We start from the raw sequence: 15462 nt of genomic DNA on the forward strand, positions 1-15462 counted from the left end.
GGGCCCGGTCGATGCACGGAGTGGGCAGGTCCGGGCCGGGAGTCAGCCTCCGGCGCCCTGCTGGGCCGGGGTCTCGCCGCCCTCGAGGTCGCCCTCCGTGTCGAGGTAGGCCTGCTGCAGCGCGGCCAGCAGCGCGGGGTCCGGGGCGCTCCACATCTGCCGGTCGACCGCCTCCAGCAGCCGCTCGGCGATGCCGTGCAGGGCCCACGGGTTGGACCGCTCGAGGAACTCCCGGTTCTGCGGGTCGAGCACGTAGGTCTCGGTGAGCTTCTCGTACATCCAGTCGGCCACCACGCCGGTGGTGGCGTCGTAGCCGAACAGGTAGTCGACCGTGGCGGCCAGCTCGAAGGCGCCCTTGTAGCCGTGCCGGCGCATGGCCTCCAGCCACTTCGGGTTGACCACCCGCGCGCGGAACACACGGGCGGTCTCCTCGGTCAGCGAGCGGGTGCGCACCGACTCCGGCCGGGTCGAGTCCCCGATGTAGGCGGCCGGCGCCCGGCCGGTCAGCGCCCGGACGGTCGCCACCATCCCACCGTGGTACTGGAAGTAGTCGTCGGAGTCGGCGATGTCGTGCTCGCGGGTGTCGACGTTCTTCGCCGCCACCGCGATCCGCCGGTAGGCCGACTCCATGTCCGGCCGGGCCGCCACGCCGTCCAGCCCGCGCCCGTAGGCGTAGCCGCCCCACACCGCGTAGACCTCGGCGAGGTCGGCGTCCCCGCGCCAGTCGCGGCTGTCGATGAGCGGCAGCAGCCCGGCCCCGTAGGCGCCCGGCTTGGAGCCGAACACCCGCGTCGTGGCCCGCCGTCGGTCGCCGTGGGCGGCGACGTCCGCGTCGACGTGGGCGCGCACGTGGTTCTCCGACGCCGCCTCGTCGAGCCCTGCCACCAGCGTCACCGCGTCGTCCAGCATGGTCACCACGTGCGGGAAGGCGTCCCGGAAGAAGCCCGAGATGCGCACCGTGACGTCGATCCGCGGCCGGCCGAGCTCCTCCAGCGGGATCGGCTCGAGACCGGTCACCCGCCGCGACGCGTCGTCCCAGAGCGGCCGGACGCCGAGCAGCGCGAGCACCTCGGCGACGTCGTCCCCGGAGGTGCGCATCGCCGAGGTGCCCCACACCGACAGGCCCACCGAGCGCGGCCAGGACCCGGTGTCGGCGCGGTAGCGCTCGACCAGCGACTCGGCCATCGCCTGCCCGGTCTCCCAGGCCAGCCGCGACGGGATCGCCCGCGGGTCCACCGAGTAGAAGTTCCGCCCGGTCGGCAGCACGTTGACCAGCCCGCGCAGCGGCGACCCGGACGGGCCGGCCGGCACGTACCCGCCGTCGAGCGCGTGCAGGACGGCGTCCATCTCGTCGGTGGTCCGCTCCAGCCGCGGGACGACCTCGTCGACGGCGAACCGGAGCACCGCCTCGACCGGCTCGGCCGGCGCCCCGAGGACGGCGGCCGCCACCGAGGGCACCGCCGACGCCGTCCAGCCGGCCTCCTCCATGCCCGAAACCAGCGCGGCGGCGAGGGACTCGACGGCGTCGGTGTCGGCCCGGGACGCGCCCTCGGCCAGCCCCAGCGCCTCCCGCAGCCCCGGCAGGGCCACCGCGCCGCCCCAGACCTGCCGGGCGCGGAGCATCGCCAGCACGAGGTCCACGCGGTCGGAGCCGGTCGGGGGCACGCCGAGCACGTGCAGGCCGTCGCGGATCTGCGAGTCCTTGATCTCACAGAGCCAGCCGTCGACGTGCAGGATCATCTCGTCGAAGTGGTCGTCCTCCGGCCGCTCCGCCAGCCCGAGGTCGTGATCGAGCTTGGCCGCCTGGAGCAGCGTCCAGATCTGCGCGCGCACCGCCGGCAGCTTCGCCGGGTCCATCGCCGCGACGTTGGCGTGCTCGTCGAGCAGCTGCTCCAGCCGGGCGATGTCGCCGTAGGACTCCGCGCGGGCCATCGGCGGGACCATGTGGTCGACCAGCGTGGCGTGCGCCCGCCGCTTGGCCTGCGAGCCCTCGCCCGGGTCGTTGACCAGGAACGGGTAGACCAGCGGCAGGTCCCCGATCGCGGCGTCCGGCGCGCAGGAGGCCGACAGCCCGACCGTCTTGCCGGGCAGCCACTCCAGGTTGCCGTGCTTGCCGACGTGCACCAGGGCGTGCGCGCCGAACACCGAACGCAGCCACCAGTAGGCGGCCAGGTAGTGGTGGGACGGCGGCAGGTCCGGGTCGTGGTAGATGGCGATCGGGTTCTCCCCGAAGCCGCGCGGCGGCTGGACCATCACCACGACGTTCCCGGCGCGCAGCGCGGCGAAGACGATCTCGTCCCGGTCCACGAACAGCGAGCCCGGCGGCTGGCCCCAGTGCTCGACCATCGCCGCGCGCAGGTCGTCCGGGAGCGTGTCGAAGAAGGCGCGGTAGTCGGCGGCCGGGATGCGGACCGGGTTGCCCGACAGCTGCTCCTCGGTGAGCCAGTCGGCGTCCTGGCCGCCCGCGGCGATCAGCGCGTGCACCAGCGCGTCGCCGTCCAGGTCGGCGACGCCGGGCAGGGCGGCGGGCCCGTCGAAGGGGCCGAGGTCGTAGCCGGCCCCCTGCATCGCCGCCAGCAGCCGGACGAGCGACGCCGGGGTGTCGAGCCCGACGGCGTTGCCGATCCGCGCGTGCTTGGTGGGGTAGGCCGACAGCATCACGACGATCCGCCGTTCGGCGGGCGGCACCGACCGCAGGCGCGCGTGCGCGACCGCCGTCCCGGCCACCCGCGCGGCGCGCTCGGGGTCGGCGACGTAGTTGGTCAGCCCGTCGGCGTCGGTCTCCTTGAAGGAGAACGGCACGCTGACCAGCCGGCCGTCGAACTCCGGGATCGCGACCTGGTTGCCGACGTCCAGCGGCGAGAGCCCGTCGTCGTCGGCCAACCACTCCTCGCGGGAGCGGGTCAGGCACAGCCCCTGCAGCACCGGCACGTCCAACGAGGCCAGCGCGCCGACGTCCCAGGCGCCGTCGTCCCCGCCGGCCTGCGCGGTCGCGGGCCTCGACCCACCGGCGGCCAGCACGGTGACCACCAGCGCGTCGGCGGTCCGGAGCAGCTGGAGCAGGTCGTCGGGCACGCCGCGCAGCGAGCTGACGAACACCGGCAGCGGACGGCCACCGGCGTCCTCGACCGCGGTGCACAGTGCCTCGACGAAGGCGGTGTTCCCGGCCAGGTGGTGCGCCCGGTAGTAGAGGACGGCGATCGTCGGGCCGCTCCCCCGGCTCTCCCGCTCCAGCACACCCCAGTCCGGCGCGACCGCCGGCGGCTCGAACCCCTCCCCCGTCAGCAGCACCGTGTCGGAGAGGAACCGGTGCAGCTGGACCAGGTTGCCCGGCCCGCCCTGCGCGAGGTAGCCGTGCGCCTCGGTCGCCACGCCCATCGGGACGGTGGACAGCTCCATCAGCTCGGCGTCGGGCAGCAGCTCCCCGCCGAGGACGACGACCGGCGCCGGCCCGGCCAGCAGCGGCGCCAGCAGCTCCTCGAACTGCCGCCGCACCCCCAGCAGCCGGACGACGACCAGCTGCGCGCCCTCGACCAGCGCGGCGACCCCGTCGGCGTCCAGCCGGGCGGGGTTGCCCAGCCGCCACGGCGCGCCGCTCGCGCGGGCGGAGAGCAGGTCGGTGTCGCTGGTGGAGAGCAGCGTGAACACGGGCAGGTCCTCACTCGGGGTCCGCGCCCCGGGTCGTCGGTCACGGCAGCCGGAGTGTCTGGCTCGCCCGGGACCGGGCACACAGTGGCGGGACCGCGCCGGGTTCGCACCGGCTTCCTCGTCGACTGCCGCGTCAGGTGGGCAGACGCTACCGTCCGGCGGTGCGCGAGCCCGTCGGCGACCTGAGCATCGGGGAGTACCTGGTCAGCGCCCGGTCGTTCGAGGAGTACCGGGCCATGTTCGGCCTCACCGACGCCGACCTCGCCGGCCGCGTCCTGGACTGCCCCGGCGGCGGCGCGGGCTTCACCGCGGTCGCCCGGGCGCGCGGGACCGACGCGGTCGCCGTCGACCCGGTGTACGCCACCCCGCCGGCCGCGCTCGGGGCGCGGCTGGCCGGCGAGCTGGAGCGCGGTCGGGCCTGGGCGCAGGCGCACGCCGACCGCTACGTCTGGGACTTCCACGGCGACCCGGCCGGCCACGCCCGGCTGCGCGCGGAGGCGGCACGGGCCTTCACCGCCGACCGCGCCGCGACCCCCGGCCGCTACGTCTGCGCGGCCCTGCCCGCGCTGCCCTTCCGCGACGGCGCGTTCGACCTCGTCCTCTCCTCCCACCTGCTGTTCACCTACGCCGACCGGCTCGACCGCGCCTTCCACCGGGCGGCGGCCCTGGAGCTGGTCCGGGTCAGCCGCGGCCAGGTGCGGGTGTACCCGCTGGTCGACCAGGCGGGCCGGCCGCTGCCGGGCCTGCTCGACGGGCTCGTCGCCGACCTCGCCGCGGCGGGGGTGGCAGCGGAGGTCCAGGACGTCGGCTACGAGTTCCAGCGCGGCGCCCGCTCCCTGCTGCGGCTGACCCGGGGCTGACCCGCGTCCACCTGTCCGGCTCCTGCGGGTGGCGACGCTCCGGCACCCGGGAGGGGCCGGAGCGGTCGGGGGCCGGCGACCGCTCCGCGGCCCTAGCCTGCCGCGCATGGGTCCGCCCCCGGTGGCGCCGTTCCCCGCCGACGCGTTCTCCCGCGTGCTGTGCGTCGTCGCCCACCCCGACGACGTGGAGTACGGCACGTCCTCGGCCGTCGCGGCCTGGACCGCGCGCGGGATCGACGTCGCCTACCTGCTCCTCACCCGGGGCGAGGCGGGCATGGACGCGCTCCGGCCCGAGGAGACCGCGCGGCTGCGGACGGCGGAGCAGGTGGCGGCGGCCGACGTGGTCGGCGTGACCGACGTCCGGTTCCTCGACCACCCCGACGGCGTGCTGGAGTACGGCCTGGGGCTGCGCCGGGACATCGCGCGGGTGATCCGCGGGTACCGGCCCGACGCCCTGCTCGTGGGGTCGTGGGACGTCGAGTTCGTCGCCGGGCTCAACCAGGCCGACCACCGGGTCGCCGGGCTCGCGGCGCTGGACGCGCTGCGGGACGCCGGCAACCGGTGGGTCTTCCCCGACCTGCTCGACGAGGGGCTCGAGCCGGTCGCGGTGCGCTGGCTGCTCGTGAGCGGCGACCCCCGCCCGACCCACGGCGTCGACGTGACCGGCGAGCCGCTGGAACGCGGCGTGGCCTCGCTGGAGGCCCACGGCCAGTACCTGGCGGGGATCCCGGGCCACCCGCCGCCCCGCGTGATGATCCCGGGGATCACCGCGCTGCAGGGCCCGGCGCTGGGGGTGGAGCACGCCGTGCTGTTCCGGGCCTTCGACTTCGCCGCGCCGCCGGCGATCGCCCGGGAGGCGATGCGGGCGGCCGCCGAGCGGGTCGGCTGAGGTCAGCCCGTCAGAGCGGCGGACACGTCCTCCCGCAGCCGCCGGTACTGCCCGGCGCAGCGGCGCGGCGGGCCCGGCGGGCGCTCGACGACCCGCGGGGCCTGCACGACCTCGAGGGCCGCGAACTGCTCGCGGGTGAGGTCGACCTCGGTCCCGTCGGGCAGCCGGTTCCACCAGTGCACGCCCTGCAGCGAGCCGTCCGGCCGGCGCACGTCGGCCAGCAACAGCTCCCCGCCGAGCAGGTCGTGCACCGTCAGGGCGGTGGCGCCGCACTGGCCGCGGGCGGGGTTCTCCGGCGTCCAGTCCGGCACGTCCACGTCGTCGCAGGTCTCGATGCACCAGGCCGCGCGCACCGCCGCGGCGACGTCGTCCAGGGTGGGCACGGGCACAGGCTGCCAGGCGGGACCGACAGCACCCGGCCGGCGCGTCCGGCATCGCCCCTGGGCCGCGCAGCGCGGCCGATGAGGGGTGCGGTCAGCGCCCCCGCCGGTCAGGGACGCCCGGAGCCGCCGGTGCGCGAGGCGAGGGCCTCGTCGAGCCAGGCGCGCAGCGCCGGCTCCGGTGCGGCGCCGGCCTGGCGGGCCAGGACCTCACCCCGGTCCAGGACGAGCAGCGTGGGCACGGCCTGGACGGCGAACCGCCGGGCCAACCGCGGTGCGCGGTCGACGTCGACCCTCACCAGCTTCACCCGGCCGGCCGAGGCCGCGGCCAGCCGCTCGAGGACGGGACTGACCGCGCGGCACGGTCCGCACCACGTCGCCCACAGGTCGACGAGCACGGGGACCGGGGACCGCTCGGCCACCTCCGCGAAGTCCTCGTCCCCGGCGTCGGCCACCCAGGGCAGAGGCGTGCGGCACTGCCCGCACCGGGGGGTGCCCGCCGCGGCCGCGGGCACGCGGTTGCGGCGCCCGCAGACCCCGCAGGTGGTGATCCGGCTGCTGGTCACGGCTGCTCCTCCCTCGTCGGGCCCGGGCTTCAGTCGGCGCCGAGCGCGTCGGCCACCCGGTGGTGCGCCACCGCCTCGCCGGGACGGCTCTGCCGCTCCAGCGTGCGGGCGAGGGCCCGGCGCGCCCACCCGTTGGCCGGGGCGAGCGCGACCAGCCGGGACAGCGTCTCCTCGGCGCGACCGAGCTGCGCCGAGCCGAAGTAGGCGCGGGCGAGCAGCTCGAGGGCCGCCTGGTTGCCCGGCTCGGCCTCGACGACGGCCGCGAGCACCTTCGCCGCCTCGATCGGCTGCCCCATCGCGAGGAACAGGTCCGCGCGGAGGAACTCCGAGTGCAGGTCGATCTCGAACGGCCGGGTCATGTCCGGTGCAACGGTGCGGAGCGTCCCCGCCTTCCCCGGATTCCCCGGGCCGACCGCATCCCGGAACCGTCCGGGAGGCGAACAATGGGCACCGTCCCACTCCTCAGGGGAGTCGTCATGGCACGTCGTCTGCACCTCCCGCACCGCACGACACCGCAGCCCACCGCCGAGGAGAGGCACCTGGGCGCCCGTGTGTTCATGGTCCAGCGCATCGGCGCCGTCCTGGTGGCGCTGTTCCTCCTGGTCTTCGGCCTGCTCGGCTTCGCCGACCGCCTGGACTTCTTCTCGACCGAGGGTGAACGCGTCCTCGGCCTGTCGTCCAACGGCCTGCTGTCGACCATCTCGGTCGTCGTGGCGCTCGTGCTCCTGGTGGCCGCCGCGCGCAGCCCCCGCACCGCCTCGACCGTGATGATCGTCATCGGCGCGCTGTTCCTGCTCTCCGCCCTGGTGAACCTGGCGGTGCTGCGCACCTCGTTCAACTTCCTGGCGTTCGAGTTCGAGAACGTCGCCTTCTCCGTCGTCGTCGGCCTGCTGCTGCTGGTGCTCGGTGCCTACGGCCGGATCGGTGGGCACCTGCCCGACGACAGCCCGTACGCGCACCCGCGGGCGGTCGAGGAGGAGTACGACGAGGACCTCCCGTCCACGCCGGCGGAGGTCGCCGCCGAGCGGGCGATGCGCGACGCCGAGGTCGCCGTCGTCCAGCACGTCGCCACCGAGGACCAGCGACGCCGGGTCGAGGCGATGGCCCGGGTGCATTCGCGGGCCGACCGCCGGCGGGTGTGGATGTCCTTCGACGACAGCGGGCGCGAGCTGCGCCGATAGCGCCGGCGCGGGCGGGACGTAATCTCGCCAGCGCCATGACCGCCATCCCCGCCGCCCGCCTCCGCGGTGACGCCTGCCCCGGCGCGCTGCAGACCCACGCCGCGGCCGACGGGGCGTTGGCGCGCGTGCGGGTGCCCGGGGGGCTGCTCACCGCGGCCCAGCTGCGGGTCCTCGCCGGCGCGGCGCACGACCTCGGGGACGGCGCCCTGGAGCTGACCAGCCGCGGCAACGTGCAGCTGCGCGGCCTGGCGCCGGGCACGGAGGCCGCGCTCGGCGACCGGCTCGCCGCCGCCGGGCTGTTGCCCAGCGCCACGCACGAGCGGGTGCGCAACGTGCTGGCCAGCGCGCTCACCGGTCGGGCCGGCGGGCGGCTCGACGTCCGGCCGTGGGTGGCCGCACTCGACGCCGGCCTGTGCGCGGATCCGGCGTTCGCCGCCCTGCCGGGCCGGTTCCTGCTGACCGTCGACGACGGCCGCGGCGACGTCGCCGGTCTCGGTGGGGACGTCGGCCTGCGCGCCCTGTGCCCCGGCACCGTCGCCCTCACCCTCGCCGGCGCCGACACCGGCCTGCGGGTGGCCCCCGACGACGCGGTGGCGCTCGCCCTCGCCGCCACGCGGGCCTTCCTCGACGAGCGCGCCGCGCAGGGCTCCCCGGCCTGGCGGCTGGCCGAGCTCGACGACGGCCCCGCCCGCGTCGCCGCCCGCCTGGGTGGGTCCGCGGGCCGCGCCGAGCCCGGCTCCGGGGGCTCGGTCCCGGCGGGACCCGTGCGGCAGGACGACGGGCGCGTGGCGCTGGTCGCCGTCGTCCCGCTGGGCCGGCTGACCGCCGACCAGGCCGCGCTGGTGTCCGGTGTCGCCCGCGACCTGCAGCTCACCCCGTGGCGCAGCGTCGTCCTGCCCGACCTCCCCGACGACGCCGCCGCGCCCGTGCTCACCGCCGCCGGGCTGGTGCTCGACCCGGACAGCGCCTGGCTGCGGGTCACCGCCTGCGCCGGACGGCCGGGGTGCGCGAAGAGCCGGGCCGACGTCCGGGCCGACGCGGCGCACGCCGTCGCGACCGGCGTCCTGCCCGGAGGTGGTGCGCGGCAGCACTGGGCCGGGTGCGAGCGCCGCTGCGGCCGCCCGCAGGGGACGGTCGTGGACGTGGTGGCGACGGGGACCGGGTACCGGATCGGGAAGGCGTGATGTTCGAGTACGTGAAGGACGGCGCCGAGATCTACCGGCGCTCGTTCGCGACGATCCGCGCCGAGGCCGACCTGGCCGGCCTGCCCGGGGACGTCGCCCGAGTGGCGGTGCGGATGATCCACGCCTGCGGGCAGGTCGACCTCGTCGAGGACCTCGCCTTCTCCCCCGGCGTCGTCGCGCGGGCCCGGGCGGCGCTCGACGCCGGCGCCCCGGTGCTCTGCGACGCGCAGATGGTGGCCTCCGGCATCACCCGCCGCCGGCTGCCCGCGGACAACGACGTGGTCTGCACGCTGGACGACCCGCGCACCCCCGGCCTCGCCGCGGAGCTGGGCACCACCCGCACGGCCGCGGCGCTCGAGCTCTGGCGCGACCGGCTGGACGGCGCGGTCGTGGCCATCGGCAACGCGCCCACCGCGCTGTTCCACCTGCTGGAGATGGTCGCCGCCGGGGCGCCCCGTCCGGCCGCGGTCGTCGGCGTCCCGGTCGGGTTCATCGGCGCCGCGGAGTCCAAGGAGGCCCTGGCGGCGAGCGACCTGGAGTTCCTCGTCGTCCGCGGCCGTCGCGGGGGCAGCGCGATCACCGCCGCCGCGGTCAACGCGATCGCGAGCGAGGCCGAGTGAGCGGGCAGGGGCGGGAGCCCGTGAGCGAGGCACGAGCGAGGAGCGGGGGGCATCGAGTGAGCACCGGCCGTCTGTACGGGGTGGGGCTCGGCCCGGGCGACCCCGAGCTGGTCACCGTCAAGGCCGCCCGGCTCATCACCGCCGCCGACGTGGTCGCCTTCCACGCCGCCCAGCACGGCCGGTCGGTCGCCCGCGCCGTCGCCGCGCCCTACCTGCGCGAGGGGCAGGTCGAGGAGCTGCTGGTCTACCCGGTCACCACCGAGACCACCGACCACCCCGGGGGCTACCAGGGTGCGATCGACGAGTTCTACGAGGCGGCCGCGGCCCGGCTCGCCGCCCACCTGGACGCCGGGCGCGACGTCGTCGTCCTGGCCGAGGGGGACCCGTTCTTCTACGGCTCCTACATGCACATGCACAAGCGGCTCGCGCACCGCTACCCCACCGAGGTCGTGCCCGGCGTGACCAGCGTGAGCGGAGCCGCCGCGGCGGTCGGTCGGCCGCTGGTCGAGCGCGACGAGGTCCTGACCGTGCTGCCGGGGACCCTCGGCGCCGAACGCCTGGCCGAGGAGCTGGCCACCACCGACTCGGCCGCGGTCCTCAAGCTGGGCCGCACCTTCCCGCAGGTGCGGGAGGCGTTCGACCGCTCCGGCGTCCTCGACCGCGCGCTGTACGTCGAGCGGGCGACCACCGACCGCCAGCGCTGTCTGCCGCTGGCCGACGTCGACCCGGCGACGGTCCCGTACTTCTCCCTCGCCCTCCTGCCCAGCCCGCTGACCGGGCCGGTGCCGGGGCCCGAGCAGCACGACGAGTCCGCCCCCCGCACCGGCGAGGTGGTCGTGGTCGGGCTGGGTCCGGGCCGGCGTTCGTGGACCACGCCCGAGGCGGCCGAGGCGCTCGCCGCCGCGGACGACCTGGTGGGCTACGGGCCCTACCTGGACCGCGTGCCGGTCAACCCGCGGCAGACCCGGTACCCCAGCGACAACCGGGTGGAGGCCGAGCGGGCGGCGCACGCCCTGGAGCTGGCGAGGGGCGGACGGCGCGTGGCCGTCGTCTCCAGCGGCGACCCGGGCGTCTTCGCGATGGCCGCGGCCGTCCTCGAGGTGGCGGCGCGGCCGGAGTTCGCCGGTGTCCCGGTGCGGGTGCTGCCGGGGCTGACCGCCGCCCAGGCCGTCGCCGCCCGGGTGGGCGCCCCGCTGGGTCACGACTTCGCCGTCCTGAGCCTCTCCGACGTCCGCAAGCCCTGGGACGTCGTCGTCGACCGGCTGCGCCACGCCGCCGCCGCCGACCTGGTCATCGCCCTCTACAACCCCCGGTCGAAGGCCCGCCCCGCGCAGCTGGGCCTCGCGCGGGAGGTCCTGCTGGAGGTCCGGGACCCGGACACGGTCGTCGTCGTGGGCCGGGACGTCGGCGGGCCCGAGGAGCGGGTCACGGTCACCACGCTCGGCGCGCTCGACCCGGAGACGGTCGACATGCGCTGCCTGGTGCTCGTGGGCTCCTCGCAGACCCGGGTCAGCCCGACCGGCGCCGTCTACAGCCCCCGCTCGCACCCGTCCCACCTGGGGTAGGGCGAGACCCTCCCGTCCCCGGGGCGGGACCTGGCACGAGCCCCGTGACACTCAGTGCCACCCCTGGCACCATGTCGCGGGACGTGGCGGGCGTCACCGGAATCCGGTCCCGCCACCCGGCTGTCGACCGCGGAGGGACCCATGGCGAGCACCAAGGACTGGTTCGAGACCGTCGAGGAGGCCCAGCACCGCGCGAGGAAGCGGCTGCCGCGGTCGGTCTACCTCGCGCTGGTCGCCGGCACCGAGAAGGGCCTGACGGCCAGCGACAACGTCGCCGCCTTCGACGAGATCACCTGGCGCCCGCACGTGGCGGGCCTCTCCGCCAAGCGGGAGACGGCGACCACGGTCATGGGCCAGCAGGTCTCCATGCCGGTGCTCATCTCGCCCACCGGCGTACAGGCGGTCCACCCCGACGGGGAGGTCGCCGTGGCCCGGGCCGCCAAGTCCGAGGACGTCGCGATGGGCCTGTCCTCCTTCGCCAGCAAGCCGGTCGAGGAGGTGGGCGCCGCCAACGACAAGCTGTTCTTCCAGATGTACTGGGTGGGCTCGCGGGAGACGATCCTCGCCCGCGCCGAGCGGGCCCGCGCCGCCGGCGCCAAGGGCCTGATCATGACCCTGGACTGGTCGTTCGCCTCGCGCCGCGACTGGGGCAGCCCGCCGATCCCGGAGAAGATCGACCTGAGGAACGCGGTCGCGTTCGCCCCCGAGGTGCTGCGCAAGCCGCGCTGGCTGGCCACCTACCTGCGCACCGGCTCGATCCCCGAGCTGCGCGTGCCGAACCTGGCCCTGGGCGACCAGGAGCCGCCGAACTTCTTCGGCGCGTACGGCGAGTGGATGGGCACCCCCCTCCCGACGTGGGAGGACGTCGCCTGGCTGCGTGAGCAGTGGGGCGGGCCGTTCATGCTCAAGGGCGTCACGCGGGTCGACGACGCCCGCCGCGCGGTGGACGCCGGTGTGAGCGCGATCTCGGTCTCCACGCACGGCGGCAACAACCTCGACAGCACCCCCGGCGCGATCCGCTCCCTGCCGGCGATCGTCGACGCCGTCGGCGACCGGGTCGAGGTGCTCATGGACGGCGGCGTGCGGCGCGGCGCCGACGTGGTCAAGGCGATGGCCCTGGGCGCCAAGGCCGTGATGATCGGCCGCGCCTACCTGTGGGGCATGGCCGCGAACGGCGAGCGCGGCGTGCAGAACGTGCTGTCGATCATCCGGCAGGGCATCGACGAGGCGCTGCTGGGCCTGGGCCGGTCCTCGGTGCACGACCTCACCCGCGACGACGTCGTCCTGCCGCCGGGCTTCGAGCGGCGCTGACCGGGGCGACCCGCCGCCGGCCGGGGAATGCGGTCGCGGCGGGAGGGCTTGCTCGTTGTCGTGCCCTCCCGCCGCCTGCCCCCGAGGACCGCGTTCTGGTCGGTCGCGACGCTGCTGGTGCTGGTGCTCGCCGCCTCAGGGGTGCCCTCCCCGCTCTACCGCGTCTACCAGGAGCGCTTCGGGTTCTCCCCCGGCGTCCTCACCACGGTCTTCGGCATCTACGCGATCGCCCTGCTGCTCGCCCTGCTGGTGGTCGGCGCGCTGTCGGACCACGTCGGGCGCCGTCCGGTGATCGCCGCCGGCCTGCTCCTCCAGGTGGTCGCCAGCGTGCTGTTCCTCGCGGCGGACGGCGTCGGCTGGCTGCTGGCCGCCCGGGTCGTGCAGGGCCTGTCCGTGGGCGCCCTGACCGGCGCCCTCGGCGCGACCCTGCTGGACCTGCAGCGCACCGACCGCCCACTGGGCGCCCTGGTCAACAGCGCCTCCCCCGGATTCGCCCTGGCGCTCGGTGCCGTGGGCGCGGGCCTGGCGGTGGAGTTCGTCCCCGCACCCACGGACTGGGTGTTCGGCACGCTCACCACGCTTTTCGTCCTCGCCGCCGGGGTGGCCCTGCTGTTGCCGGAGTCCTCGCCGCGGCTGCCGGGCGCGCTGGCCTCGCTCCGGCCGCAGGTGCACGTGCCCCGCGCGCAGCGGGGGGCCTTCCTCGTCGCGCTGCCCTGCCTGGTGGCGATGTGGGCGCTGGGCGGCCTCTACCTCTCCCTCGGCCCCTCCCTCACGGCCGGCGTCTTCGGCATCGAGGACCACCTCGTGGGCAGCCTGCTGATCCTGGCGATGCAGGGCATGGGCGCCGTCGGCGGCGTGGGCATGCGCGCCGCGGCGCCGCACACGGCGATGCTCGTGGGCTGCCTGGTGTTCGCCGCCGGCGTCGCGGGCACGATCGTCTCGCTGCTCACCGGCAGCGTGGCGCTGTTCTTCGTCGCCGCCGCGGTGTCGGGCTTCGGCTTCGGGTCGGCGTTCCTCGGCGCGGTCGCCACGGTCACCGCCGGCGTCGCCCCGGGCCAGCGGGCGGGGCTGTTCGCCAGCATCTTCGTCGTCGGCTACCTGGGCTTCAGCGTGCCGGCGGTCGTCGCCGGGCTGGCCGCCGGCGAGGTCGGCCTGCAGCCGACCGCGGAGGTCTACGGCGTCGCGGTGATCGCGCTGGCGCTGGTCGCGGTGGCCGGCCTGCTGCGCCGGCGGCGCACCCTGCGGCGGGCCGAGCCGGTGGAGCAGGCCGAGCCGGTCGCCGCGTGACGACGGCCGCGGGAGCATCGCAGCGAGCGCCAGCGAGCGAGGAGCGGACCGCGGCGCGGAGTCACGCCACGGACGCCGCGTGACGACGGCCGCGGGAGCATCGCAGCGAGCGCCAGCGAGCGAGGAGCGGACCGCGGCGCGGAGTCACGCCACGGACGCCGCGTGAGGAAGGACCCCGTCCTCCCCAGCCCTCGCAGGCTCGGGGTGGGCCCTGGACGGGGCCGGCCCGGCCCGTCGACCGACGACCGGGTCAGCGGCGGACGGCGGCGACGAACGCGCGCACCCGCTCGTGCAGCTCCGCGGCCCGCTCGGCCACCACCTCGGCCGGGTCGCGGTCCTGCAGCCACGGCGGGATGTCGGTCCGGACCCGGTGCGAGCAGGCGAGGTCCGCGCACATGTAGGTGCCGACGGTGTTGCCGTTGCGCCCGGCCTCGCCCTCCCGCCGCGCGGTGAACAGCGAGACGCCGTCCCCGGGCTGCGCCGTCTGGCACAGCAGGCACATGGCCGCCGTCCGGCTGGACATCCTGCTCTCGGCGGCACGGACCGCGATGCCCAGCGGCTCCTCGTCGACCTCGAGGACCAGGTAGCCGCGCAGCGGCGCCTTGGGGTCCCGCCAGCCGAGCACCTCCAGCTCGGCCCAGTCGACCTCGCCGAAGCCCGGCGGCAGGGTCAGGCCGCCGGCCTCCCCGCGCGAGCAGTTGACGAACGAGCGCCGTACCTGCTTCTCGGTCAGCGCGTTCACCGTGCGTCCTCCCTCGTTCACCGTCCGACTGCCGGCGGACATCCTGCGGGAGAACGGCCGGCGGGTCAGCCCATTTTCCGGCCCAGCGCCGTCAGCACCTCCGCCGGGGTGGCCACCACCACGGCCGCGCCGGCCGCCTCCAGCTCGCCGTCCTCGGCCGGCCCCCAGCCGGCGCCGATGCACGGCAGCCCGTGCGCCGCGGCGCCGAGGACGTCGTGGGCGCGGTCCCCGACCAGCACCGGGTCGCGCCCTCCGGGGTGGGCGGCCAGCGCCGCGGCCACGACCTGGTCCTTGTGCCGGACGGCGCCGTCGAGGGTGGCTCCGTGCACACCGGCGAAGGCGTCCAGCAGGCCGGTGTGCCGGAGAACGCGGACGGCGAAGGTCTCCGGCTTGCTGGTGGCCACCGCCAGCGTGGCGCCGCGGGCCCGCAGCGCGGCGAGCAGCTCGGGGATGCCGTCGTGGACGGTCACGTCGAGCAGCGCACCCGCGGCGTGGTGCGCGCGGTAGGCGGCCACCGCACGCGGGACGTCGGCCGGCGGGACGCCGAGCACGAGCGCGAACCCGTCCTGCAGGGGCGGGCCGACCATCGCCCGCAGCTGCTCGGGCGTGGGGTCGGGCAGGCCCAGCGCGGCGGCGGCCACCCGCACCGACGCGTGGATCCCCGGCGAGGAGTCGACGAGGGTGCCGTCGAGGTCGAAGAGGACCAGGCGGGTCACCGGTCGCTTCCCCCCGCTTCGGGGAGTGATCGTCCGGTCCCGGGCTCTGGCGCCGCCCTGCCGATGGTGCTCCAATCTTCAAACACTTCTCCTCGACCCCGCACCGGAGGACCCGATGACCCGGACCCGTGACACCACCGTCGCAGCGCCCACGTCCACGATCCGGCCGGTGCAGGCAGCCGCCGCGCTGTCGGTGATCGTGCTGCTCTGGCAGTTCTTCTCCGCCGGACAGTTGATGACCGGCGGCACCGGCGGTGGCGGGCACGGCGCGGGGGCGATCGCCCTGCACGTGTCCACCGGCCTCCTCCTGCTGGCCACCGGACTGCACGGGCGGCGCACCGGCGTGTGGTGGCCGGCCGCGCTGAGCGGCGCGACCTTCCTGCTCACCTTCCTCCAGGCCTGGCTCGGCAGCTCCGGGCAGATCGCCGCGCACGTCCCGGTCGCCCTGCTGGTGTCCATCGGCATCGTGTGGACGACGGCCTGGGCGTTCTGGCCGGCGAGCAGCTAGCGCCC

Annotated in this window: 15 protein-coding genes and 1 riboswitch; of the genes, 9 read left to right on the plus strand and 6 right to left on the minus strand. The window is 76.2% G+C overall.

Features of this window, described 5'->3' with window-relative positions; all coding sequences use genetic code 11:
* Positions 1-42: 42 nt before the first annotated feature.
* On the minus strand, positions 43-3648 hold the full coding sequence (cobN, locus tag ACI79C_RS15050; protein WP_456946467.1) for a cobaltochelatase subunit CobN: 3606 nt from the start codon (positions 3646-3648) through the stop codon (positions 43-45).
* A 52-nt stretch (positions 3649-3700) separates the two neighbouring features.
* Positions 3701-3768: riboswitch (cobalamin riboswitch) on the minus strand.
* 41 nt (positions 3769-3809) lie between these two features.
* Here cobN and ACI79C_RS15055 point away from each other — a divergent pair.
* Entirely contained in the window at positions 3810-4508 is a 699-nt protein-coding gene (locus ACI79C_RS15055) for a methyltransferase domain-containing protein (RefSeq protein WP_456946468.1), read from the plus strand.
* A 106-nt stretch (positions 4509-4614) separates the two neighbouring features.
* Entirely contained in the window at positions 4615-5397 is a 783-nt protein-coding gene (locus tag ACI79C_RS15060; RefSeq protein ID WP_456946469.1) for a PIG-L deacetylase family protein, read from the plus strand.
* Positions 5398-5399: 2 nt separating this feature from the next.
* Here the strand turns inward: ACI79C_RS15060 and ACI79C_RS15065 are convergent, their stop codons facing one another.
* From ACI79C_RS15065 to ACI79C_RS15075, 3 genes are all read right to left on the minus strand, one after another.
* Positions 5400-5780: a YunG family protein gene (locus tag ACI79C_RS15065; RefSeq protein ID WP_456946470.1), complete on the minus strand. Its 381-nt coding sequence runs from the start codon at positions 5778-5780 to the stop codon at positions 5400-5402.
* Positions 5781-5887: 107 nt separating this feature from the next.
* Positions 5888-6343: a thioredoxin gene (gene trxA / locus ACI79C_RS15070; protein ID WP_456946471.1), complete on the minus strand. Its 456-nt coding sequence runs from the start codon at positions 6341-6343 to the stop codon at positions 5888-5890.
* 29 nt (positions 6344-6372) lie between these two features.
* On the minus strand, positions 6373-6702 hold the full coding sequence (locus ACI79C_RS15075; RefSeq protein ID WP_456946472.1) for a tetratricopeptide repeat protein: 330 nt from the start codon (positions 6700-6702) through the stop codon (positions 6373-6375).
* A 117-nt stretch (positions 6703-6819) separates the two neighbouring features.
* Between ACI79C_RS15075 and ACI79C_RS15080 the strand changes: the two genes are divergently transcribed.
* The 6 genes from ACI79C_RS15080 (at position 6820) to ACI79C_RS15105 (ending at position 13491) form a co-directional block, all read left to right on the plus strand.
* A complete protein-coding gene (locus tag ACI79C_RS15080) occupies positions 6820-7524 on the plus strand; it encodes a DUF4383 domain-containing protein (RefSeq protein WP_456946473.1) in 705 nt (234 codons plus the stop codon).
* 35 nt (positions 7525-7559) lie between these two features.
* Positions 7560-8708, plus strand: coding sequence for a precorrin-3B synthase (gene cobG / locus ACI79C_RS15085; protein ID WP_456946474.1), 1149 nt, complete (start codon positions 7560-7562; stop codon positions 8706-8708).
* Positions 8708-9328, plus strand: coding sequence for a precorrin-8X methylmutase (locus tag ACI79C_RS15090; protein WP_456946475.1), 621 nt, complete (start codon positions 8708-8710; stop codon positions 9326-9328). Before cobG ends, ACI79C_RS15090 begins: the two co-directional genes overlap by 1 nt.
* A 56-nt stretch (positions 9329-9384) precedes the next feature.
* Complete coding sequence (locus ACI79C_RS15095; protein WP_456946476.1) at positions 9385-10893, plus strand: precorrin-2 C(20)-methyltransferase; 1509 nt, start codon at positions 9385-9387, stop codon at positions 10891-10893.
* A gap of 141 nt (positions 10894-11034) precedes the next feature.
* Positions 11035-12204: a pre-mycofactocin synthase MftD gene (gene mftD / locus ACI79C_RS15100; RefSeq protein WP_456946477.1), complete on the plus strand. Its 1170-nt coding sequence runs from the start codon at positions 11035-11037 to the stop codon at positions 12202-12204.
* A gap of 60 nt (positions 12205-12264) precedes the next feature.
* Positions 12265-13491 carry an MFS transporter gene (locus ACI79C_RS15105; RefSeq protein ID WP_456946478.1) on the plus strand — a complete coding sequence of 409 codons (1227 nt, stop codon included), beginning with the start codon at positions 12265-12267 and terminating at the stop codon, positions 13489-13491.
* Between the two features lie 250 nt (positions 13492-13741).
* Here ACI79C_RS15105 and ACI79C_RS15110 read toward each other — a convergent pair whose 3' ends face one another.
* Complete coding sequence (locus tag ACI79C_RS15110) at positions 13742-14233, minus strand: FBP domain-containing protein (RefSeq protein WP_456946479.1); 492 nt, start codon at positions 14231-14233, stop codon at positions 13742-13744.
* Between the two features lie 65 nt (positions 14234-14298).
* Positions 14299-14949, minus strand: coding sequence for an HAD hydrolase-like protein (locus ACI79C_RS15115; protein ID WP_456946480.1), 651 nt, complete (start codon positions 14947-14949; stop codon positions 14299-14301).
* Between the two features lie 115 nt (positions 14950-15064).
* Here ACI79C_RS15115 and ACI79C_RS15120 point away from each other — a divergent pair, with 115 nt between their 5' ends.
* The gene (locus tag ACI79C_RS15120) at positions 15065-15457 is read left to right on the plus strand and encodes a hypothetical protein (protein WP_456946481.1); all 393 of its coding nucleotides are present in this window, start codon (positions 15065-15067) and stop codon (positions 15455-15457) included.
* The last annotated feature ends 5 nt before the right edge of the window (positions 15458-15462 follow it).

The sequence above is a fragment of the Geodermatophilus sp. SYSU D00697 genome (assembly GCF_054050175.1).

What these genes read in the sequence shown, in the direction of transcription:
- ACI79C_RS15090 (WP_456946475.1), top strand. Translation starts at nt 8,708, where the DNA reads ATGTTCGAGTACGTGAAGGACGGCGCCGAGATCTACCGGCGCTCGTTC.
- ACI79C_RS15120 (WP_456946481.1), top strand. Translation starts at nt 15,065, where the DNA reads ATGACCCGGACCCGTGACACCACCGTCGCAGCGCCCACGTCCACGATC.
- mftD (WP_456946477.1), top strand. Translation starts at nt 11,035, where the DNA reads ATGGCGAGCACCAAGGACTGGTTCGAGACCGTCGAGGAGGCCCAGCAC.
- ACI79C_RS15080 (WP_456946473.1), top strand. Translation starts at nt 6,820, where the DNA reads ATGGCACGTCGTCTGCACCTCCCGCACCGCACGACACCGCAGCCCACC.
- cobG (WP_456946474.1), top strand. Translation starts at nt 7,560, where the DNA reads ATGACCGCCATCCCCGCCGCCCGCCTCCGCGGTGACGCCTGCCCCGGC.
- ACI79C_RS15060 (WP_456946469.1), top strand. Translation starts at nt 4,615, where the DNA reads ATGGGTCCGCCCCCGGTGGCGCCGTTCCCCGCCGACGCGTTCTCCCGC.
- ACI79C_RS15075 (WP_456946472.1), bottom strand. Translation starts at nt 6,702, where the DNA reads ATGACCCGGCCGTTCGAGATCGACCTGCACTCGGAGTTCCTCCGCGCG.